A 21,625-nucleotide genomic window follows, 5' to 3' on the forward strand; every position below is an offset into this window, starting at 1 on the left:
ACCGGCCCCGCACCACGCGGCGCGGCGCCGAGCCGGGCTTCGCCGCCGAAGACGGGGACGGACCCTCGGGGATGATGCAGCGCCTGCGCGCCGCCCGCGCGGCCGAGGACAGCGTCATCGAGGAGGAGGACGAGATCGCGGAGCCGCCGCGCGAGGCCCCGACCTTCCGTCCCGTCGTGCAGCACAAGGCGCCAAAGCCTGTCGCCAAGAGCCGCGCCGCCCGTGCCGAGGAGCAGCCGAGCCTGTCGCTGGACGAGGAACCGGGCGAGGGCTACGACCGACCCGCGCTGTCGCTGCTGGAGAACCCCGCCGGCATCGTCCGCCAGCATCTCAGCGACGAGGCGCTGGAGCAGAATGCAAGGATGCTCGAAAGCGTCCTCGACGATTACGGCATCCGCGGCGAGATCGTCAGTGTGAAGCCCGGCCCCGTCGTCACGATGTACGAACTGGAACCCGCGCCGGGCCTGAAGGCGAGCCGGGTCATCGGCCTGGCCGACGATATCGCGCGGTCCATGTCGGCGCTGGCCGCGCGCGTCTCGACCGTGCCGGGCCGCTCGATCATCGGGATCGAACTGCCCAACGACCACCGCGAGAAGGTGCTGCTGCGCGAGATCCTGTCCGCCGCGACCTATGGCGACAGCAAGCACAAGCTGCCGCTGGCGCTGGGCAAGGATATCGGCGGCGACCCGATCGTCGCCAACCTCGCGCGCATGCCGCACCTGCTGATCGCGGGCACCACCGGCTCGGGCAAGTCGGTGGCGATCAACACGATGATCCTGTCGCTGCTCTACCATCTGGGGCCGGAGGATTGCCGGATGATCATGATCGACCCCAAGATGCTGGAACTCAGCGTCTATGACGGCATCCCGCACCTGCTCAGCCCCGTGGTGACCGACCCGAAGAAGGCGGTCGTGGCGCTGAAATGGACCGTCGCGGAGATGGAGGAACGCTACCGCAAGATGTCCAAGATGGGTGTCCGTAACATCGACGGATACAACGCAAAGGTTGAGGAAGCCCTAACGGCGGGCGAGAATTTCTCCCGCACCGTGCAGACCGGCTTCGACGAGGAGACGGGCGAGCCGATCTTCGAGACCGAGGAATTCGCGCCCGAAAAGATGCCCTTCATCGTTGTCATCGTCGACGAGATGGCCGACCTGATGATGGTCGCGGGCAAGGAAATCGAGGCGTGTATCCAGCGGCTTGCGCAGATGGCGCGGGCCAGCGGCATCCACCTGATCATGGCGACGCAGCGCCCCTCGGTCGACGTGATCACCGGCACGATCAAGGCGAATTTCCCGACGCGGATCTCCTTCCAGGTCACGTCGAAAATCGATTCGCGGACCATCCTGGGGGAGATGGGGGCCGAGCAGTTGCTGGGCATGGGGGACATGCTCTACATGGCCGGCGGCGGGCGCATCACGCGCGTACACGGGCCGTTCGTGTCGGATGCGGAGGTGGAGGACGTGGTCAACCATCTCAAGTCGTTGGGCACGCCGGAATACGTGTCGGGGGTGGTGGACGGCCCCGACGACGAGGCAGAGAGCGATATCGACCTCGTTCTGGGGCTCGGCGGCAATACCGGCTCGGAAGATGCCCTTTACGATCAAGCGGTTGCGATCGCGGCGCGGGACCGGAAATGTTCCACCAGCTACATCCAGCGCAAGCTCGCCATCGGCTACAACAAGGCCGCGCGGCTGGTCGAGCAGATGGAGGATAACGGGGTGGTCAGCGCGGCCAACAAGGTCGGCAAGCGCGATATCCTGGTGCCTGAAGCCGGGTGATGAGGCCGTGCGTTAACCTTCGACGAGTCGCTGGTCAGGGCGCAGATGCCGTGTCTGCGATGCGTATGGAAAGCGTATGGCACGCGTATGGCGACCGAATGGCTCGGGTATTGTGACCGGGGTGGGCCGGGCACGTTAACCTTTCCGGCAAAACCCGCCACGCCTTAACGCATCGTCAACACTCGGCGCGCATCCTGCTGCTTGGAAAGGGAGTGCGTGATGCCGTGGCCGGAAATCCTCATCGTCTTGTCGATCACCGGTGTCTGGACATGGCCGGGTCCGCTGATGTCGGTATGGCATGTGGGCCGTATGGCGCGGACCTTCGGCAGCTTCCGTCGAGTCGGATCTCAGGCGGCCTTGCGTTGCAGACCATTGCCGCGCTGGTCTCGGCTTCGGGCGATCGGCTGTGCACGGCACGGCCCCCTCGTGGCAGAGATCGTGCAGGTGGGGCAAGGGCGACGACCTGCGCGGGACGCGCCGGCACGGCCGGGCGAAAAGAGGCAAGTTTCGTTGCTTATCGGAACGGGTATCGGCTCGCGGACATGTCATCCAAGGTTGCATGGAACCGGAGGCTCCCCTCGCGCATATAGTGAGCATGGAAAGACGATATTTCATCGCGGGCCTCACGGCCCTGACTGCAACCGGCCTCGCGACGGCAGGCCGGGCGCAGGGAGCGGAAGAGCTTGCCCGTGTCGATGCCTATCTCAACGGCATGCGATCCGCACGCGGCAGCTTCTTGCAATACAACGCCAACGGCTCGCAGTCGTCGGGCCAGTACTGGCTGAAGAAGCCCGGACTGATGAAGTTCGAGTACGCGCCGCCGCACCCCCACATCGTGATGGCGGACGGCACCTGGGTCGCGACGATCGACCGCAATTCGAACGACACGCCCAACCAGGTGCCGCTCGGCTCCACGCCGCTGAACCTGATCCTGCGCGACAACATCAACCTGCTCAGCTCGGGCGCCGTCCAGCGTGTGCGCAAGGAAGGCGCGCGCACCACGCTGCAGGCCATCGATCCCAGCGATCCGTCGAGCGGCAGCCTGGAGCTGGTCTTCGACGAGAACCCGCTGCGTCTGCGCCAGTGGGTCACCATCAACCCGCAAGGCGAGCGGACGACCATCCAGCTCACCTCGATGGAGCAGAACATCGACCTGCCGCGCAACATGTTCTCCATCCAGGCGGAGGCGCTGCGCCGCTGATCGGCCGGACGGCTGGACTATCGAAGGCCTCGACCTGGCGGTCGGGGCCTTTCGCATGCGCGGGCGCGGTTCCGGCGCGCGTGTGGCTGTCGGTGTGCCGAGGGCCACTGACGGAGGATCGTCGAGATAACGGCCGCGAGCCGCCTGCTGGGCGGCCCGGTCGAGACAAAGGGGACACGAGGAAGGAGCTTGCTTTTCACGACGGGCGGCACGCGCTGGAAAGAAGGCTACGCGAGACGCCTCGGATCAGGTCGTGACTTGGACCGACTCCCGGTCATCGTGGGCGTTCGACAGGCCTTGCGCGAATGTCTCGGGAACTTCGCTGCCAGGCCCGAGGCCGCAGGTCGGGCGGACGCGGGCCAGGCACACGGAACGGCAGGGCGGGAGGTTTCGGCCTCACAATCACGGCCATTCGGAGCCACGATGGCTGGCACTAATTCGGGAACGCCTCGCACCTGTCCATCGCACGACATCGCCGGGCCGCGCCATTGCAGCGCGGCTCACAGGGGGCCGATCTGACCGGAGGAAGGTGCGACGGCCATCTGTCCGGACAGTGGGGCCGTGCAGACCAAACGGGAGGAGGAAAGTCTCGACCGCGCGATCGCAACTGGACGTAATCGCAGTGGAGGGGACGACTTCACGGCGGTCTTGCATCTGTCCGTCGCATGAGGTCGCCGGAGCGCGCCGTTGCAACGCGCGTCCCCTCGGTGTCGAGCTGACAGGGGGACAAGGTGTGGCGGGTGCGGTCGAACGGTGGAATTTCTGTAGATCAAGCGGACGGGCTAGAGGTCTCGACCTCGCGATCGCAGCTTAGGTGGTCAGACGACTTCACGGTGGTCTCGCCTCCGTTCGTTGCGTGAAATCAGGCGGGCGCGTCATTGCTGCGGGTTTCGATCGGCGCTGTACGCACCGGGTAGAAGGTGCGACGGCCATGCGTCCGGACGGTGGGGCCGTGCAGACCAAACGGGAGGGGGGAGGTCTTGGCCTCGCAATCGCGGTCGTTGTGAAGGGACGACTTCGAACCTGTCCACCGCATGAGACCCAACGGGCCGCGCCCTCTCGGCACGTCTCCCCCGGTCCCGAGCTGACAGGGGGAGGGGATGCGACGGCGGTTGAGGTCGAACGGTTGGGTCGTGCAGATGAAGCGGACGGGCGGGAGGTTTTGACCTCGCCATCGCAGCCATTTGCAGTTGCAATGGCGGGGACGATTTCATGCCGGTCTGTCCGTGGTCCGTCGTATCAGGTCACCGGAGCGGGGACGCGCCGTGGCCGCGCGGATGATGTGTCGCCAAGCGGCGCGAAGAGAGGACGTGCGAGGAATGTGTGGGTCGGACGGTGGGGTCCTGACCGTAAACCCGTATGAATTCTCATCTTCGATAAGGCGATACGGAAGTGGTCGTCGCGAAGGTTCGTTGCCGGCGAGGTGATGTGGCGGCGCGGGGTGCCGCCGCGGGACCGCGCGGTCGTGATGGGTAACGGCCACGATGACGCGTCCGTTCGCCGTGATCGAGCGTGGGGGTCCTTGGGCCTGCCCGGAACACGGCGCGAGCGGGTGACGGCGGGCACGGGTGCGCGGCGGGCGATGGAGCGATCGGGCGGTCCGCGGTGGCTTGTGTGCGTTGCGAAGACGGGTCAATATGCGCATCGACCCGCGCTGGCCGAAAGTGCCCGAATGCAGCTCTACCTGCCGATCGCCGAGATTTCGGTCAGCCTCTGGCTACTGCTGGGACTGGGCGGGGTCGTGGGTGTGCTGTCGGGCATGTTCGGCGTCGGTGGGGGGTTCCTGCTGACGCCGCTCCTGATCTTCATCGGCATTCCGCCGGCCGTGGCGGTGGCGACGCAGGCGCCGCAGATCACCGGGCTCAGCTTCTCCGGCACTCTGGCGCATCTGCGCAGGCGGACGGTCGACGTGAAGATGGGGCTGGTTCTGCTGTCGGGCGGTCTGATCGGCTCGGCGCTGGGGGTCGAGGTCTTCCGCATCCTCAGCGAGATCGGGCAGGTCGAGCTGATGGTGACGCTGAGTTACGTCGTCTTCCTGGGCATCATCGGCGGGCTGATGTTCGTCGAGAGCGTGCGCGCGCTGCGCCGGTCGCGCAAGCCGGGGCGGGTGAAGCGCAAGCGGCATGTCTGGGTGCACCGTCTGCCGCTGAAGATGCGGTTCCGGACCTCGCATCTCTACATCTCGGCCATCCCTCCCTTCGCGATCGGGTTGTTCGTGGGCGTGCTGTCGGCGATCATGGGGGTCGGCGGCGGCTTCATCATGGTGCCCGCGATGATCTACATCATCGGGATGCCGACGGCGGTGGTGGTGGGCACCTCGCTGTTCCAGATCATGTTCGTCACCGCCTTCACCACCGTGCTGCACGCGACGCAGAACCAGACGGTCGACACGGTGCTGGCGCTGCTGCTGCTCTTGGGCGGCGTGATCGGGGCGCAGGTCGGCGCGCTGATCGCGGTACGGCTGCGGGCGGAGCAGTTGCGGATCCTGCTGGCGCTGATGGTGCTGGCGGTCTGCGCCAAGCTTGCCTGGGACCTGGTGGCGGTGCCGGACGAGTTCTATTCGCTGGGGGCGGTATGAGGCTGGTCTGGCTCCTGATGCTGCTGGCCTTGCCCGCGCGGGGGGAGGAGATCCTCGCCGGGCTGAACCAGAACCAGGTCGCGATCACGGCGACCTTCGACGGGTCGGAGATCTTCGTCTTCGGCGCGGTGCGGCGGGAGGCACCGCCGCCGAAGGATGCGGGACCGTTGCAGGTGCTGATCTCGGTCGTCGGGCCGCATGGGCCGGTGATGGTGCGGCGCAAGTCGCGCGTGGCGGGGATCTGGGTGAACCGCGAGGCCGTGGAGGTCGACAGCGCGCCATATTTCTACGCCAATGCCTCGACCGCGCCGCTGCGGGAGATGTTGAGCTATACCGACCAGATGCGGCATCGGATCGGACTCGACTGGCAGGTGAGTCTGCGCGACGCGCCCGAGGAGATCGAGGACGCGGCGACGTTCCGCGAGGCCCTGATCCGGGTCCGCACGCGCAACGGGCTGTATCTGGAGATGCCGCAGGCGGTGCGGCTGCGGGAGGAGACCTTGTTCGACGTGTCGGTGCCCTTGCCCGCGAATCTGGTCGAGGGGGATTACACCACCCGCGTCTTCCTGACCCGTGACCGGGCGGTGATCGACAGCTACGAGACCACGATCGCCGTGCGGCGCAGCGGGCTGGAGGATCTGGTGTTCCGCACGGCGACGGAGCGTCCGCTCGTCTACGGTGTGCTGTCGGTGGCGCTGGCGCTGGCGCTCGGCTGGGCGGCGGCGGCCCTCTTCCGGTATCTGCGGCCATGACCCCGGCGGCGCGTCTGCGCGCGATGTTCGATGCGGCGGTGGCCGCGGCGCAACCCGGCGAGGTCGTCGCGAGGCACCTGCCCGCGCGGCCCTCGGGTCGGGTGGTGGTGGTCGGCGCGGGCAAGGCCTCGGCGGCGATGGCCGCGGCGGTGGAGGCGGCCTGGGGACCGTGCGAGGGGCTGGTCGTCACGCGCTACGGTCATGCGGTTCCGTGCCGGGGCGTCGAGATCGTCGAAGCGGCGCATCCGGTGCCGGACGCGGCGGGCGAGGATGCGGCGCGGCGGATGCTGGCGCTGGCCGAGGGGCTGGGAGCGGACGACCTGATGCTGGCCGTGATCTCGGGCGGGGGGTCGTCCTTGCTGGCGCTGGGCGCGCCGGGGGTGAGCCTCGCCGACAAGCAGGCGCTGAACCGGGCGCTGCTCGCCTCGGGCGCGTCGATCGACGAGATGAACTGCGTGCGCAGGCATGTGAGCGCGGTCAAGGGCGGGCGGCTGGCGGCGGCGGCGCATCCGGCGCGGGTGGTGAGCCTCGTGATCTCGGATGTGCCGGGGGACGATCCGGGGGACATCGCTTCCGGTCCGACGGTGGGGGACGCGGGCACGCTGGCCGAGGCGCGGTCCATCGTGACGCGCTACGAGATGGACCTGCCCGACAGCGTGCGCGCGGCGCTGGACGATCCGGCCAACGAGACGCCCGCGCCGGACGATCCGCGATTGGCGCGGGCGGAGGTGCGGATGGTGGCGACACCGCTCGCCAGCCTGCGCGCGGCGGCTGCGGTGGCGGGGCTGCCCTGCCTGATCCTCGGCGACGCGATCGAGGGGGAGGCGCGCCAGGTGGGGCGGGCGATGGCGGGGATCGCGACTTCGGTCCGGGCGCATGGGCTGCCGATTGCGGCGCCCTGCATCCTGCTGAGCGGCGGCGAGACCACAGTGACCCTGCCCGCGGGCGCGACCGGGCGCGGCGGGCGCAATGTGGAGTTCGCGATGGGGCTGATGGAGGCGCTGGACGGCGCGCGCGGCATCCACGCCATTGCCTGCGACACGGACGGGGTGGATGGCGCGGCGGAGGTGGCGGGCGCGCTGATCGGGCCGGACACGCCGCGCGCAGGGCTGGCCGAGGCGATGGCGAATTACGACGGGCACGGTTTTTTCGCAGCCGCGGGCGCGCAGGTCGTCACCGGTCCGACGCTGACCAATGTCAACGATTTCAGGGCGATCCTGATCGAGGCGGGCGAGTAGGAGGGAGTGGTACCGACACCCCGGCTCGAACGGGGGACCTCTTGATCCACAATCAAGCGCTCTAACCTACTGAGCTATGTCGGCACTGACCCGCGCAATACCGCCCGATCCGGGCGATTGCAAGGGGCGATCTGGACAGGGCGGGACCTGCGCGTTAGGCCCGCGGCAAAAGGAGAGTGCAATGGGTATCAACAGCGAAAGCGACGTGGCGGCCAACCTGCAGATCGGCCCCACCGACCGCGGGATGGTGCGGCTCTATGTCGAGGCGGAGGGCGTGGACCTGCCGCTCGACTTCGACCCCGAGGAGGCGGAGGAGATCGCCGAAGAACTGCGCGCGGCGGCGGCGCAGGCCCGCAAGGCGGGCAAGAAGCGGCGGTGAGGGAACCCCTCGGGCAGGGTGAACGTTGTGTGAACAAAGGAGAGTTCACATGACCGATCATCCCAAATCCGATCCCGCCGACAACCCCAAGCTGGAGGCCGACAAGGACGCGGCCTCCAACGCCATCAAGGACCCCGAGGACTGGACCACGGGCGACGAGGCGATGACCGGGGCGCAGGCGAGCTACCTCAAGACGCTGTGCGAGGAGGCTGGCGAGGAGTTCGACGGCTCGCTGAGCAAGGCGGACGCGAGCGTGCGCATCGACCAGTTGCAGGAAAAGACCGGACGGGGCTGAAACCGCTCGGACCGGATTGGACGGCGATCTCCGGAAGGGGGTCGCCGTTTTGCATGTCCCGCCGCGTGACATTTCGGCGAAGCCGCGCGCGGGGCGTTGATCTTTTGGTCAAAGGCTGGTCAGCTTCGTGTCATCCAACAGGACAACACGAGGTTTTCCGATGACCCTGAGACCCCTTCTTGCCACATCCGTCGCGCTGTCCGCGCTGACCGGCACCGCCTTTGCCGAAGCGCATGGCGACATGTTCGAGATGACGATCCTGCACACCAACGACGTGCACAGCCGGATCGAGTCGATTAATGCCTACGATTCGACCTGCTCGGCCGAGGATGACGCGGCGGGCGAATGCTTCGGCGGCGTGGCGCGGATCAAGACCGCCATCGACCAGCTGCGCGGCGAGAACGAGAACGTCGTGGTGCTGGACGCGGGCGACCAGTTCCAGGGCTCGATGTTCTACACCAACTACAAGGGCTCGGCCGCGGCGGAGTTCATGAACATGACGGGCTATGACGTCATGGCGGTGGGCAACCACGAGTTCGACGACGGCCCCTCGGCGCTGAGCAACTTCGTCGACGCGGTGGAATTCCCGGTGATCTCGGGCAACATCAACACGACCCGCGACGCGGATCTGGAGGGCGATGTCGAGCCCTACGTGATCCTCGACGTGGGCGGCGAGCAGGTGGCCATCGTTTCGGTCCTCGCGACGGACACGGTCGAGACCTCCTCGCCCGGCGACAACGTGATCTTCTCCGACGAGATCGAGTCGCTGCAGCAGACCGTCAGCGAGCTGACCGAGCAGGGCGTGAACAAGATCATCGCGCTGACCCATGTCGGTATCACCAAGGATATCGAGATCGCCGAGAACGTGACCGGCCTCGACGCCGTGGTGGGCGGGCATTCGCACACGCTCGCCTCCGGCTCGGACCCGGATGCGGAAATCACCTATCCCTACTGGGCGTCCGGCCCGGACGGCGTGCTGGTGCCGGTCGTGACGGCCTATGCCTATTCCAAGTACGTGGGTGACCTGCACCTGACCTTCGATGCCGAGGGCAACGTGATGGACGCGACGGGCGACACGGTGCTGCTCGACGCGAGCTTCGAGCCGGATGCGGACGTGGCCGCGCGCGTGACCGAGCTGGCCGGGCCGCTGGAGGAGATCCGCAACGAGGTGGTCGCCTCGACCTCCGCCGCGATCGACGGCGACCGCGGGTCGTGCCGGTCGGGCGAGTGCCAGATGGGCAACCTCGTGACCGACGCGATGCTGGACCGCGTGGCCGACCAGGGGATCGATGTGGCGATCACCAATGGCGGCGGTCTGCGCGCCTCGATCGACGAGGGCGAGGTCACGATGGGCGAAGTCCTGACGGTGCTGCCGTTCCAGAACACGCTGGCGACCTTCCAGCTGAAGGGTGCGGACATCATCGCGGCGCTGGAGAACGGCGTGGGCCAGGTCGAGGAGGGTGCCGGCCGGTTCCCACAGGTCTCGGGCATGAGCTACACTTGGAACCCGGCGGCGGAGCCCGGATCGCGCATCACCTCGGTCATGATCGGCGGCGAGCCGCTGGACGAGGAGGCGACCTACGGCGTCGTGTCCAACAACTACATGCGCGGGGGCGGCGACGGCTACTCGGTCTTCGAGAGCAATGCCGAGAACGCCTATGACTACGGCCCCGGCCTGGAGGTCGTGGTGGCCGACTACCTGGCCGAGCAGGGTGACTACGAGCCCTACACGGACGGTCGCATCTCGGAAGACTGAGGCCGAAAATCCTTAATACAACTTTAAGACGCGCTGCAGAAATGCGGCGCGTCTTTTCGTTGAAAAATAGGGCCTTGAGAAAAACTTGTGGACGTAACGTCGCAGCTTCGCCTATCAGTCCCGCGTCTACGTAGGGCACCGGCAAGCCCTATTGCGGTCACATTCGGCCGGTAGAGAATCGCCATCTGATCGTCTGTGGGGGCAGGGGATCGCCGTCCGGGGGCCGGGCGGATCATGTGGGAAAGCGGTTAAGACCCGCGCAGACAGGAAAACAGTGACATGACCTACCAGTGGTTCAGCTTCACCGTCATCGACGAGAACGAGATCCGGACGGATTCGAACTTCAGCCGCGGCGACAGCTTCGTCTACGAAGGCGCGGACGCGACGATGTACGTGTACGACAACGACTGGGGTCTGGCGGGCGACAGCGGCGGTCGCAACAACGAGACGGGTTCCGACTGGCAGCCCGGCTGGCTGAACGAGGACGGCGAGTGGGTCAACGCCGGCAATGTCTACTGGGAGGGCTACTTCGTCCTTCACGGTTCGGACGGCCAGACCTACTACATGATCGAGATCGAGGCCACGAACCTTCCCGACGGCGGCAACGATCACTTCGCGTTCTACGGCAAGGTCCCCCCCCAGGGCGTCGAACTGACCGCGGTCTGCTACTACCACGACTGCGGCTCGCTGAGCTATGCCTGCCTCGACGGCGGCGAGATCGGGTCCCACGCCGTTCCGCCCGCAGCCGACGATGACTTCCTGGCCGTCATGCAGGGCGAAGGCTTCGGCGACATGGACATCAACGTCCTCGTCAACGACAGCTCCAACACCGCGGAAGCGCTGATCGTCAAGGAGCTCGACGGCTCCGCCTCCGCGGTCGGCGTCTGGGTCGACCTGCCCGAGGGCGGCCGCATCCTGGTGTCGGCGGACGGCACGGTCGACTTCGACGCGGACGGCGATTTCGACGCGCTCGGCGCGGGCGAGACCGCGACCCTCTCGGTCGACTACACGGTGCTCAACTCCGACGGCCTGACCGATACCGCCACGCTGACCATCGAAGTGACCGGCATCAACGACGCGCCCGTCGCGGTCGACCAGTGCGAGCGGATCACCGAGGACGAGGTTGCGACCGGCAACCTGATGGACGGCGCCTTCGACATCGACGGCGATGTCGTCACGCTCGACAGCATCTCGATCGGCGCGATCGGCGAGGAGATCGCCGTGACCACCGCGAACGGCTACACCGGCACGGTCGTGGTCAACGCGGACGGCACCTTCACCTATACGCCGGGCCCCGACGCGCAGGACATGAACGACGGCGACGCGGACAGCTTCACCTTCGAGTTCACGGTCAAGTCGCCCAACGGCACCAAGACCATCGACAACACCCGCACCATCGACTTCGAGACCGGCGAGATCGTCGTGACCTATGCCGATGGCCGCGGCAACCCCGGCAACGACAAGGAAGTCGGCTCGGTCGGCGAGGATCCGAACGGCACGGGCGAGGCGGAGAACGGCGGCACCGTCGGCAATTCCGACGGCTTCAGCACCGATCCCGAGACGACCTCGGGCGGCGGCGACCTCTATGCCGGCGACGTCATCACCTCGCAGATCGCGGGCATGACCATCTCGGTCAACGCCTACGGCAAGGCGGGCAAGTACGACGAAGCGATGATCTTCGACACCAACAACCCGACGGGCGGTGACACGGATCTGGCGACCGACACGCAGAACAACGTTCTGATCATTTCCGAGGACGGGATCTCCTCCAACCCCGACGACAACGCCAAGGGCGGCGAGATCACCTTCAGCTTCGACGAGCCGACGGACGTGAAGTCGCTGACGCTGATCGACAACGAGGAAGGCGCATGGATCGTCTTCCTGGACGAGAACGGCTGCAAGATCGGTGACAAGTACGTTGCCGGCGGCGTCGACGGCGGCATCCAGGTCGTTCCGCTGGACGGCGTGGACGTCAGCAAGATGATCGTCGCGCTGTGCGGCTCGGGTGCGATCGACGATCTGATCATCGGCTCCACCGAGGAGGTGCCGGATTACCTCTACGACACGGCCACCGCGACCATCAAGATCGACGGCCTGTCCGACAACCTGCCGCCGAGCGTGACCGCGCAGGTCGCCGAAACGGACGAGAACACCGCCGTGTCGGGTAACCTGCTCGACGGCGCGACCGATCCCGACGGCGACACGGTCACGCTGCAGTCCATCGACATCGGCGCGATCGGCGAGGAAATCACCGTCACCACCGATGGCGGCCGCACCGGCACGCTGGTGGTCAATGCGGACGGCACCTTCACCTTCACGCCCGATGGCGTGGACCTCGACCTGAACGAGACCGACACGATCTCCTTCGGCTTCACCGGCACGGATGGCGAGTTCACCGACAGCGCGACCGCGACCATCACCATCACCGGCCTGAACGACGCCCCGGTGGCGCAGGCGCAGGTCGTCAGCACCAACGAGGCCAACGATCAGGGCCTCGCGGCCTCGGTCTCCGGCAATCTGCTGGACGGCGCGACGGATGCGGATGGCGACGCGATCTCGCTGCAGTCGACCTCGCTGGGCGCGATCGGCGAGACGGTTGCCGTGACCACCGATGGCGGCCGCTCGGGCGAACTGACGATCAACGCGGACGGCACGTTCACCTTCACCTCCACCGATGACAGCCTGGACCTGAACCAGGCCGACACGCTGAGCTTCGAGTTCACGGTCGCGTCCTCGGGCGGTGTCACCGTCCAGACCGACACGGCGACGGCAACGATCAACATCAACGGCGTGAACGTCGCGCCGGTGACGATCGACTCCAGCTACGAGATCGCCGAGGCGAACGACCAGGGCCTGACCAACACGGTCAGCGGCAACCTGCTCGACGGTGCCTCGGATGCCGACGGCGACGCGATCTCCATCTTCTCCACCACCATCGGTGCGGTGGGCGAGACGGTCGTGGTGCAGACGGCGAACGGCGTGGATGCCGAGCTGACGATCCAGGCGGACGGGTCCTTCACGCTGACCGCGCTCGACACGACGATGGACCTGAACGAGACCGACCTGGTCGAGATCGGCTTCACCGCCGTCTCTTCGGGCGGTGTCACCAACCAGTTCTCCGACAGTGTCGCGACGATCACCATCAACGGCGTCAATGTCGGCCCGGTGGCTCAGGACCAGGCCTACGAAACCTCGGAAGACGCGAGCGTCAACGCCAACATCCTGACCGGCGCGTCGGATGCGGATGGCGACGCGGTCGTGCTCGACAGCATCAGCGATGGTCTGCAGATCACCACGAACCCGCGTGCGGTCGTCGCCAACCAGGTGACGACGGCGAACGGTCTGACCGGGACGCTGATCGTCTATTCCGACGGCCGCTTGGCCTACACGCCGAGCGCGGACGCCGCCGAAGCGATGAACACCGGCGACATTGACACGTTCACCTTCGAGTACACGGTGGAATCGACCGGTGGCGTGACGCCGCAGCAGGACACGCGGACCGTGACCATCACGATCATCGGCGAGGACGACAACACCGCGCCCGTCGTGACGACCGAGTACACCACGACGGTGGGCGAGGATGACACCACGTCCGGCAACCTGACCGACGTCTTCACCGATCCCGATGGGGACACGATCACCGTGACCCAGATCGGCGACGAGATCGTCGACGGCGAGACCACGGTGACGGTGACCTCGGACAATAACGGCTGGACCGGCACCGTGACGGTGAACCCCGATGGCGGCTTCACCTTCGATCCGGGTACCGATTTCGAGACCCAGAACGACGGCGAGAGCGAGACGGTGACCTTCGAGTACACCGTGACGGACGGGAACGGTGGCACCACCACCAACACCGCGACCATCACCGTGACCGGTGAGGACGAGGTCGTGACCCCGCCGCCGGCGACGGCGGACGTGAACTACTACTTCCTGATCGACACCTCGGCCTCGATGTTCGTCGAGCAGGGTGCCGTGACCTGCGACTACAACGGGGACGGTTCCGGCACCTATGTGGACCTGTCCATCGGCATCGCCGAAGGTGTGGCCTCCGACGCCGATCTCTACTGGGGGGCCTTCGCACCCGACACGACGGTGGACTACAACTTCTTCACCTTCGGTTCGATCGCCAGGGAAGTGGACAGCGCGGCGAGCATCACCTCGCAGTCCGCGACGCCGGGCGACCTGACCGGTGCGCTGAACTCGCTGAAGGCGAACCTGAACGCGGATGCCGACAACCGGGTGTTCATCTTCACCGGTGCCTCCTCGGCCGATGCGAACTCGGGCGATGCGGTGGCGGACCTGGTCGCGAACTTCAACGCACAGGTGGAAGCCTACGAAGTCGGGTCGGCACCGGTTCTGACCGACATGCTGACCGGTGTGCTCCCCGCCCAGGACGTCAACTTCGTCGACGAGTGTCTGGACGTGGAGACGGAGCAGATGGAAGAGGCGAACGAGCTGTTCGACGAGCTGATCCTGCTGTCCTGATCCTCAGCGGTATCTGACAGGGACGGGCGCGACCGCAAGGTCGCGCCCGTTTCCGTTGGTCCCGACGGATGTCCGGTCAGCGCGTGTAGAAATAGGCGAAGATGCCAGCGGCAATCAGGCCCAGGATCACCGCGAAGGCGATCTTCCACGGGCTGTAGGGACGCTCGCCCGCCACCTCGCCCGTGCGGGCGTTGACGACGAAGCGGTAGCTCTTGCCGCGGAAGCGGTAGGCGGCGATCCAGACCGGCAGCAGCACGTGCTTGAAGGTCACGTTCGACAGCTGCATGTCGAGCCGGTCGATGCGCTGCTTGTCCCCGCCGATGTCGCGGCGGACGAGCTGGCGCATTCCCGCGTCGAAGGCTTGATCCGCGGCGATGCGGGCGGTTGGCAGGTCGATGGAATAGCCTTCCGCCCGGAAGCCGGCGAGGAACTCGGGGCGGTAGGGCTCCAGCGCGGTCAGGTCGAAATTCTCGATCCGACGCACGTGATCCTCGGGCAGGGTGTTGGAGCCGCGAACCAGCATGTCGTCGAAGAAATGCGAGATGCGGCCCGAGACGGGGCGCCAGCGCGTCTCGGACACGGTGCGGCGGTTGTCGCCATGCCCGACCGTGCGGGTATGCACCGTGCCGCGCTGGCCGCGATAGCTGGCATCGGCCTGCGCGTCGAAGGTCCAGAACGGCATGTAGATGCCCTGCATCCGCTCGTCCGAGCGGGCGTAGTCCTTCAGCGCATTGGGCGCGAACCACAGCCCCTTGAGCCAGCGGCGCAGGGCGTCTCGCCCGCCGCCGTGGTCGATGAGGAAGGGCAGAACGCCGCGCGGCTTGATGTGCCGGTGCGTGCCGGTATCGGTCACGACCGGCGAGGCGCAGAACGGGCATTCGGCGGAGTGCTCGTCCCGGTCGAACTCGACCTGCGCGCCGCAGGAGGTGCAGGAGACGACGCGCGTCTCCTCCATCGCGGATTCGGGGATCTCCTGCGCGATGGCCTGTGCGAAGCTCAGCTCGGCGACCGATGCCTGGTCCCAGGGGGAGGGGCGGCCGAGCGCCTGTTCCGCACCGCAATGGTCGCAGCGCAGGAGCCGTTCGCCCGCCGCATAGCGCAGGTCGGAGCCGCAGGTCCCGCAGGGGAAGCGGTGCGTCTCGATCTCGGCCAAGGATCAGGCCCCGGCGGGCGGGGGCGGCGGCGGCGGGGGCGGCATGACGGTGAAGAGCTGGGCGAGCTCCTGCACCTCACCCGCCTTGGTCCAGCCATCGGCCCCGGCGGTCCAGACCAGCGTGTCGCGGGTCAGCGAGCCGTCCTGCGCCATGCGGCCCAGACGCGCCTTGGAATAGGGGCCGTGGGTCTCGCCGTTCTCGGCGATGTGCCAGACATGCTCGACCGGCGGCGGGGGCGGGGTCGGCGCGGCGGAGGCGGGGGCGGAGCCCCACGGGCCGTTGTTCGCCATCGCCATGCCCATGCCCATGCCGAGCCCCGCGCCCATGCCGCCGCCGGGGTTCTTCGCGGCCTCGGCCATCGCCTCGGCGGCCTGGAACTGGGTGTAGCGGCCCAGATCGCCGACGACGCCCATCGAGGTGCGGCGATCCATCGCCTCCTCGACCGCCTGGGGCAGGGAGATGTTCTCGATCATCAGCATCGGAAGCTCGACGCCGTATTCCGCGATCTCGGGCGCGATCTTGGCCGCCACGAATTTCGCGAGGTCCTCGGTATTGGCGGCCATGTCGAGCACCGGGATGCCCGAGCCCGCCACCGCGGTCGAGAAGCGGGAGACGATGATGTTGCGCAGCTGGTAGGTGATCTCGGCCGTGGTGAACTCGCCGTCGGTGCCGACGATCTCCTGGATGAACTTGGCCGGATCGGTCACGCGCACCGTGTAGGTGCCGAAGGCGCGCAGGCGCACGGGGCCGAACTCGGGGTCGCGGCACATGATCGGGTTCTTCGTGCCCCATTTGAGGTCGGTGAACCGGGTGGTGGCGACGAAGTAGATCTCGGACTTGAACGGGCTCTGGAACCCGTGGTCCCAGTGCTGGAGCGAGGTCATGATCGGCATGTTGTTCGTTTCGAGCATGTAGAGGCCCGGCGCGAAAACGTCGGCGATCTGGCCCTCATGGACGAAGACGGCGGCCTGCCCCTCGCGCACGGTCAGCTTCGCGCCGTACTTGATGGCGTGGCCCTCCCGCTCGAACCGGTGGACCATCTTGTCGCGATCGCTCTCGGTCCAGTGGATGACGTCGATCAGCTCGCCGCGGAGGAAGTCGAAGATGGGCATGTGGGTCTCCTGTCGAGGGGCCGCGTCGCCCCCACCCTAACCCTCCCCCGCCGGGCGGGGGAGGGGATTGTGCGTCGTTCAGATCTGCGCGCCCGTCGGCTGGGCGACGTTCTGGGCCTTGGCGGAGGCGAGGGTTTCCTTGAGCTTCGCCTCCATGTCCTGCAGCTCGACCTCGGCCGCCGCGCGCTTGGCCTTGCCCTCGTCGGCGATGGCGAGGCTTTCGTTGATCGTGTCGATCAAACGCTGGTTGGCCTCCTTGACCGCCTCGATGTCGAAGACGCCGCGCTCCATCTCGGTGCGGATCTCGCGGTTGGCGTCCTGCAGGTTCTCGGCGTTCTGACGCAGAAGGTCGTTGGTCAGGTCGTTGGCGTCACGCACGGCGGCGCCGGCCTCGCGGCTGCGGTGGATGGCGATGCCTTGCGCGAGCTGGTTTTCCCACAGCGGCACGGTGTTCACGAGGGTCGAGTTGATCTTGGTGACGAGGCTCTTGTCGTTCTCCTGCACCAGCCGGATGGAGGGCAGCGACTGCATCGTGACCTGGCGGGTCAGTTTCAGGTCGTGCACCCGGCGTTCCAGATCGTCGCGCGCGGCGCGCAGGTCGCGCAGTTCCTGCGCCTTCATCACGCCCTGATCCTCGGGCGCGGCCTCGACCTCGGCCACCTTGGCGGGGATGGTCTCGGCGTCGAGTTCGGCGAGCTTCGCCTCACCGGCAGCGATGTAGAGCGCGAGCTCGTCGTAGAAGTCGAGCGTCTTCTCGTAGAGCAGGTCGAGCGCCTTGATGTCCTTCAAGAGCGCGTGCTCATGCTCCAGCAACTCGTCGGTGATGCGGTCGATCTGGCCCTGCACCTCCTCGAACTTGGCGGTGAAGTTGGCGAGGGGCGCGGCGCGGCCCATCAGGCGCTCCCACCAGGACCGCTTGGCGTTGGGGTCGAGTTCCGAGGCGGAGAAGCCGCGCAGCGAGGTCACCATCTCGCGCAGGGAGTTGCCCGCGGGGCCGACATCCTGGTTGCGCACGCCCGCGAGCATCTGCTGCGAGATCGCCTGAAGCTCGGTCTGCGCGGCGGTGCCGAAGCGGATGATCGACTGGGTGTCGTTCAGGTCCAGCTCGGCCATCCGGGCGTCAATCGCCTCCTGCGGGACGGGCGTGTTGCCCGCCGGTTCGGGCAGGTCGGCCTTCGGCTCGGGCAGGAGGGTGGTGGTCACGGCCTCGGCCTCCTTGAGCGTGGCCTGGGCCTTGGCGCGGGTCTGTTCGGATGGCATCGGGTCACTCCGTGTTGCGAGGGCGGACGCCCTCCTGTTTCAGACGGTCGCGCAGGACCTCGATCTCGATGTCGAGCGCGGTGCGGTCATTGGCGATCAGGGTGGCCTGCTTGTCGGCGAAGCGTGATTCGAGATCGTCGAGCAGGGCGAGGTAGTCGGCGCGGGCGGGCGTCGCGGGATCGCGGGCCCACAACTCCGCGAACTGCGCCGTCGCGTCGCGTGCGCCCGAGAGATAGACGCCGAGATAGCGGCGGGCGGAGGCGAGGTCGCGCGGATCCTCCTCGATCCGGCGGAACATGGCGCGGGCTGTGGTGACGAAGCTGTCGATGCGGGCGGTCACGGCGCGGTCGCGGATGCGCGCGCCCTGGCCCTGCAATTCGCGCAGCAGCGCCTCGGCCTTGTCCACTGCGCCCGCGACGCGGTCGCGGTCATGGGTGGAGAGGGTGTCGGTGCCCTTGCCGCGGAACGGGTCGATGCCGAAAGCGGCGATATGGGCCGCGCCCGCGATCAGGCCGTAGAGCGCGCCCTGCAGCGGGCCGAGTTGCCAGCCGACGGCGGCCCCCATCGCGATGCCGAGGCCCATCGCGACCGCGCCCGCGATCTTGCGCGGGGCGCGTGGCGGGCGGGCGACGGTGCGCGCGGCGAAGGCATCCTCGGCCACCAGCCCTTCGCGCGTCAGCCAGATGCCGCTCGCCATCAGGGCGAAGGAGACGATCTCCCCGATCGCGCGGGCGGCGTTGCCCGAGCCGAGCTCCAACACGCCCGCCAGCAGCATCGGCAGCGTTGCGAGCGAAACGAGGGACAGGCGCGCGGTCCAGCGGCGCACGGAGCGGCCCGACAGCGCCGGGCGCGGGGCGGTGCCTGCCTGCTGCCCCGAACCGGGGCTGAACTCTCCGCCGAAGCGCTTTGCCATCAGCCCAGAGCCCGGATGGCGACTATGGCGATCAGCACGATCAGGACGACCGTACCGACCCTGCGGATGGTGGTGGACTTCATGAAGGCCTCGCGAGGTGCGGTCATGCGTCGCAATATAGGGGGTCGGCGACGCTTTCGCTACACCGCGCCGCCGCCGGGCTGATCGGTGCCGGGCATCACGGCCTTGCGGTGCGCGCGCACGGCCTCCAGCTTGCGCCGATAGCCCGATTGCAGGATCTGCACGGCGAAGAGCACGATGACCGAGAAGTAGAAGGTCGATTTCGACATCGCCACGACCTCGTAGCCGAAGAGGTGCAGATGCGCCTGGTGGCCGCCCTCGCCCAGCAGCACCACGCCGACGATCAGCAGGACCATCAGGCCCAGCACCTCGTACATGCGGTTGCGCTCGATGAACTCCGACACGCCGTCGGCGAGGAACAGCATCGCGGCGCCCGAGGCGAGGATCGCGATGGCCAGCACCGGGAACACGGTGGTGATCGCGATGGCAGACAGGATCGAATCGAAGCTGAAGATCAGGTTCATGAAGACGATGAGAGCGATGACCGAGGCGGCGGACTTGCGCTTCTTCGCCTCGACGCCCTCGCCCAGGTGATCCTTGGCGAGAAGGTGGGAGATCTCCTTGACCGCGGTATACATGATGAAGCCGCCGCCAAAGAGGAAGACGATCGTGGCGAAGGTGAATTCGCCGGTTATGATGCCTTCGTAGTCAAGCGAGAACAGCGGCTCGGCCAGCATCTCCAGAAGTTCGATCATGATGAAGAGCAGGATGATGCGCAGCGCGATCGCGATCAGGATGCCCCAGCGGCGCACGCGGGCCTGGTCGGCGATGGGCGCGCGCTGCGATTCGATGGAGATGTAGAGCAGGTTGTCGAAGCCCAGCACGGCCTGGAGGAAGATCAGCATCACGAGATTGCCGAGGTTTTCGAGGCTGAACAGTTCCATGAGCGTGACCTTCTTGAGCGACTTCGGTGTTCGCTTCACAAGATGGTCGGTTTTGCGGGAAGTCATCCGCTAAATGCGCGAAAGGTCCATAATTCCGCCACCATTCGTTGAACGAAACGGGATTCTCCGCTATGTTCCGGCTACCCAGACTTCTACTCGCTGCCTTGCGGCACGTTTATTGCGGTTCGGGCTAACCCAGACGCGGCGCAGGGGCGCCGCAGCACTAACCAAGGACCGGCAGAAAATGGCCAAAGGTATCGTAAAGTGGTTCAACTCCGAGAAGGGCTACGGATTCATTCAACCGGATGACGGGGGCAAGGACATCTTCGTTCACATCTCCGCCGTCCAGCAGGCCGGGCTGCAGTCGCTTCAGGACAATCAGCCGATCGAGTACGATCTGATTGACGGACGCGACGGCCGCAAGAGCGCGGGTAACCTCGTGGTCTGAGCCCACGGCTCACGGATTTGGAACGGGGCGCCTGCGGGCGCCCTTTTTCGTTTGCGCCCTGTTCAAGTTCGCGCGTCACGCGAGGCGACGGCGCAGGAACAGGATCAGCGCGATGGCCGTCAGCAGCCCCGCCGCCACGAACGGGGCCGAGGGCAGATAGACGGGCGCGTCCTCTGCGGTGAAGGCCCGGAACAGCAGCGGCATGACGATCGGCGTGATGATCTGGGAGATTGCCTGCAACGCCCCGATCACGCCTTGCAGCGCGCCCTGCCGGTCGTCTTCCGTCGCGTTGGCGAGCAGGCTCTGGATCGCGGGGGTCACGATGGCCCCCAGCGCGCAGAGCGGCAGGAATACGAACAGCCAGAAGGTATCGGGCACCACCACCAGTAGGGCGAAGACCACGATGTTGATGACGAAGCCCCAGGTCGCGATGGCCGGCGCTGTGAACCGCCGCATCAGCGCGCGGATCAGCAACGCCTGCACCAGCGCCATGCAGATGCCGAAGAAGCTGAGCGACAGGCCGACGAGCCCTTCGGACCATCCGAATTTCTCGATGGTGAAGAAGGCCCAAATCACAGGGTAGACGTTCGAGGCGACGAGGTAGATCAGGAACACCGTCAGCAGGTCGGCGATGCCGGGCAGGGCGCGGGCGCGCATCAGGGCGCGGACCGGATTCGCCTCCGCCCAGACGAGCGGGCGGCGACGGTCCGGACGCAGCGTTTCGGGCGCCGCGAAATAGCCGAAGGCCGCGTTGCCGAGCGCCAGTGCCGCCGCAGCGAAGAAGGGGGCGCGGGGACCGAACTCGCCCAGCAGGCCGCCGATGGCGGGGCCGAGCACGAAGCCCGCGCCGAAGGCCGCGCCCACCAGCCCGAAATTCGCGGCGCGCCGCTCGGGCGGGGTGATGTCGGCGACGACCGCGTTCGCCGTCGCATAGGTCGCGCCGGTGATTCCGCTGACGATCCGCGCGGCGAAGAGCCACCAGACGCTGCCCGCCAACGCCATCAGCAGGTAGTTGAGCCCCATCGCCACCAGCGAGACCAGCAGCACGGGCCGCCGCCCGAACCGGTCCGACAGGTTGCCGACCAGCGGCGAGAACAGGAACTGCATCGCGGCATAGGCCATCGCCAGCGCGCCGCCCCAGACCGCCGCCTGGCTGATCGTGCCGCCCTCGAGTTGACGCAGCAGTTCGGGCATCACCGGCAGGATCAGGCCGATCCCCATGGCGTCGAGCATCATGGTCAGCGTGACGAAGATCAGCGGAAAGCGGGTCGGCATCGAGGGTCCTGTGACAAGGCCGGGGGAGCC

At 67.0% G+C, this 21,625-nt stretch carries 16 protein-coding genes and 1 tRNA gene; 10 read left to right on the forward strand and 7 right to left on the reverse strand.

Features of this window, described 5'->3' with window-relative positions; genetic code table 11:
* The 5 genes from RX333_RS15975 to RX333_RS15995 all read left to right on the forward strand — a co-directional run.
* On the forward strand, nt 1-1,781 hold a 1,781-nt coding region (locus RX333_RS15975; RefSeq protein WP_316015956.1), incomplete at its 5' end, for a DNA translocase FtsK.
* A gap of 595 nt (nt 1,782-2,376) precedes the next feature.
* Entirely contained in the window at nt 2,377-2,982 is a 606-nt protein-coding gene (locus RX333_RS15980; RefSeq protein ID WP_316015957.1) for an outer membrane lipoprotein carrier protein LolA, read from the forward strand.
* A 1,672-nt stretch (nt 2,983-4,654) separates the two neighbouring features.
* Nucleotides 4,655-5,560 (forward strand): sulfite exporter TauE/SafE family protein, encoded by a 906-nt coding sequence (locus RX333_RS15985; protein WP_316015958.1) that lies wholly within the window; start codon nt 4,655-4,657, stop codon nt 5,558-5,560.
* On the forward strand, nt 5,557-6,312 hold the full coding sequence (locus RX333_RS15990; RefSeq protein ID WP_316015959.1) for a TIGR02186 family protein: 756 nt from the start codon (nt 5,557-5,559) through the stop codon (nt 6,310-6,312). The genes RX333_RS15985 and RX333_RS15990 overlap by 4 nt, the downstream gene beginning before the upstream one ends.
* A complete protein-coding gene (locus tag RX333_RS15995) occupies nt 6,309-7,550 on the forward strand; it encodes a glycerate kinase (protein ID WP_316015960.1) in 1,242 nt (413 codons plus the stop codon). The genes RX333_RS15990 and RX333_RS15995 overlap by 4 nt, the downstream gene beginning before the upstream one ends.
* Nucleotides 7,551-7,557: 7 nt before the next feature.
* Here the strand turns inward: RX333_RS15995 and RX333_RS16000 are convergent.
* Nucleotides 7,558-7,634 (reverse strand) — tRNA-His (locus tag RX333_RS16000).
* Nucleotides 7,635-7,731: 97 nt separating this feature from the next.
* Here RX333_RS16000 and RX333_RS16005 point away from each other — a divergent pair.
* From RX333_RS16005 to RX333_RS16020, 4 genes are all read left to right on the forward strand, one after another.
* Complete coding sequence (locus tag RX333_RS16005; RefSeq protein WP_316015961.1) at nt 7,732-7,929, forward strand: DUF6324 family protein; 198 nt, start codon at nt 7,732-7,734, stop codon at nt 7,927-7,929.
* Nucleotides 7,930-7,978: 49 nt separating this feature from the next.
* Nucleotides 7,979-8,224, forward strand: coding sequence for a DUF3072 domain-containing protein (locus RX333_RS16010; protein WP_316015962.1), 246 nt, complete (start codon nt 7,979-7,981; stop codon nt 8,222-8,224).
* Between the two features lie 160 nt (nt 8,225-8,384).
* Nucleotides 8,385-9,980: a bifunctional metallophosphatase/5'-nucleotidase gene (locus RX333_RS16015; protein ID WP_316015963.1), complete on the forward strand. Its 1,596-nt coding sequence runs from the start codon at nt 8,385-8,387 to the stop codon at nt 9,978-9,980.
* A 279-nt stretch (nt 9,981-10,259) separates the two neighbouring features.
* Nucleotides 10,260-14,468 carry a beta strand repeat-containing protein gene (locus RX333_RS16020; RefSeq protein WP_316015964.1) on the forward strand — a complete coding sequence of 1,403 codons (4,209 nt, stop codon included), beginning with the start codon at nt 10,260-10,262 and terminating at the stop codon, nt 14,466-14,468.
* Nucleotides 14,469-14,544: 76 nt separating this feature from the next.
* On the opposite strand, the gene RX333_RS16025 is transcribed toward RX333_RS16020, so the two are convergent.
* From RX333_RS16025 to RX333_RS16045, 5 genes are all read right to left on the reverse strand, one after another.
* A complete protein-coding gene (locus RX333_RS16025) occupies nt 14,545-15,621 on the reverse strand; it encodes a primosomal protein N' (replication factor Y) - superfamily II helicase (protein WP_316015965.1) in 1,077 nt (358 codons plus the stop codon).
* 3 nt (nt 15,622-15,624) lie between these two features.
* Nucleotides 15,625-16,734 (reverse strand): SPFH domain-containing protein, encoded by a 1,110-nt coding sequence (locus RX333_RS16030; RefSeq protein WP_316015966.1) that lies wholly within the window; start codon nt 16,732-16,734, stop codon nt 15,625-15,627.
* A 78-nt stretch (nt 16,735-16,812) separates the two neighbouring features.
* Nucleotides 16,813-17,994: a toxic anion resistance protein gene (locus tag RX333_RS16035; protein ID WP_316015967.1), complete on the reverse strand. Its 1,182-nt coding sequence runs from the start codon at nt 17,992-17,994 to the stop codon at nt 16,813-16,815.
* Between the two features lie 4 nt (nt 17,995-17,998).
* Complete coding sequence (locus RX333_RS16040; RefSeq protein ID WP_316015968.1) at nt 17,999-18,907, reverse strand: 5-bromo-4-chloroindolyl phosphate hydrolysis family protein; 909 nt, start codon at nt 18,905-18,907, stop codon at nt 17,999-18,001.
* 140 nt (nt 18,908-19,047) lie between these two features.
* On the reverse strand, nt 19,048-19,911 hold the full coding sequence (locus RX333_RS16045) for a TerC family protein (RefSeq protein WP_316015969.1): 864 nt from the start codon (nt 19,909-19,911) through the stop codon (nt 19,048-19,050).
* Nucleotides 19,912-20,116: 205 nt separating this feature from the next.
* Between RX333_RS16045 and RX333_RS16050 the strand changes: the two genes are divergently transcribed.
* A complete protein-coding gene (locus RX333_RS16050; protein WP_316015970.1) occupies nt 20,117-20,320 on the forward strand; it encodes a cold-shock protein in 204 nt (67 codons plus the stop codon).
* A 75-nt stretch (nt 20,321-20,395) separates the two neighbouring features.
* On the opposite strand, the gene RX333_RS16055 is transcribed toward RX333_RS16050, so the two are convergent.
* Nucleotides 20,396-21,595, reverse strand: coding sequence for a TCR/Tet family MFS transporter (locus RX333_RS16055; RefSeq protein ID WP_316015971.1), 1,200 nt, complete (start codon nt 21,593-21,595; stop codon nt 20,396-20,398).
* Nucleotides 21,596-21,625 lie beyond the last annotated feature (30 nt).

The sequence above is a fragment of the Roseobacter sp. HKCCA0434 genome, assembly GCF_032464675.1.
Lineage (GTDB): Bacteria > Pseudomonadota > Alphaproteobacteria > Rhodobacterales > Rhodobacteraceae > Pontivivens.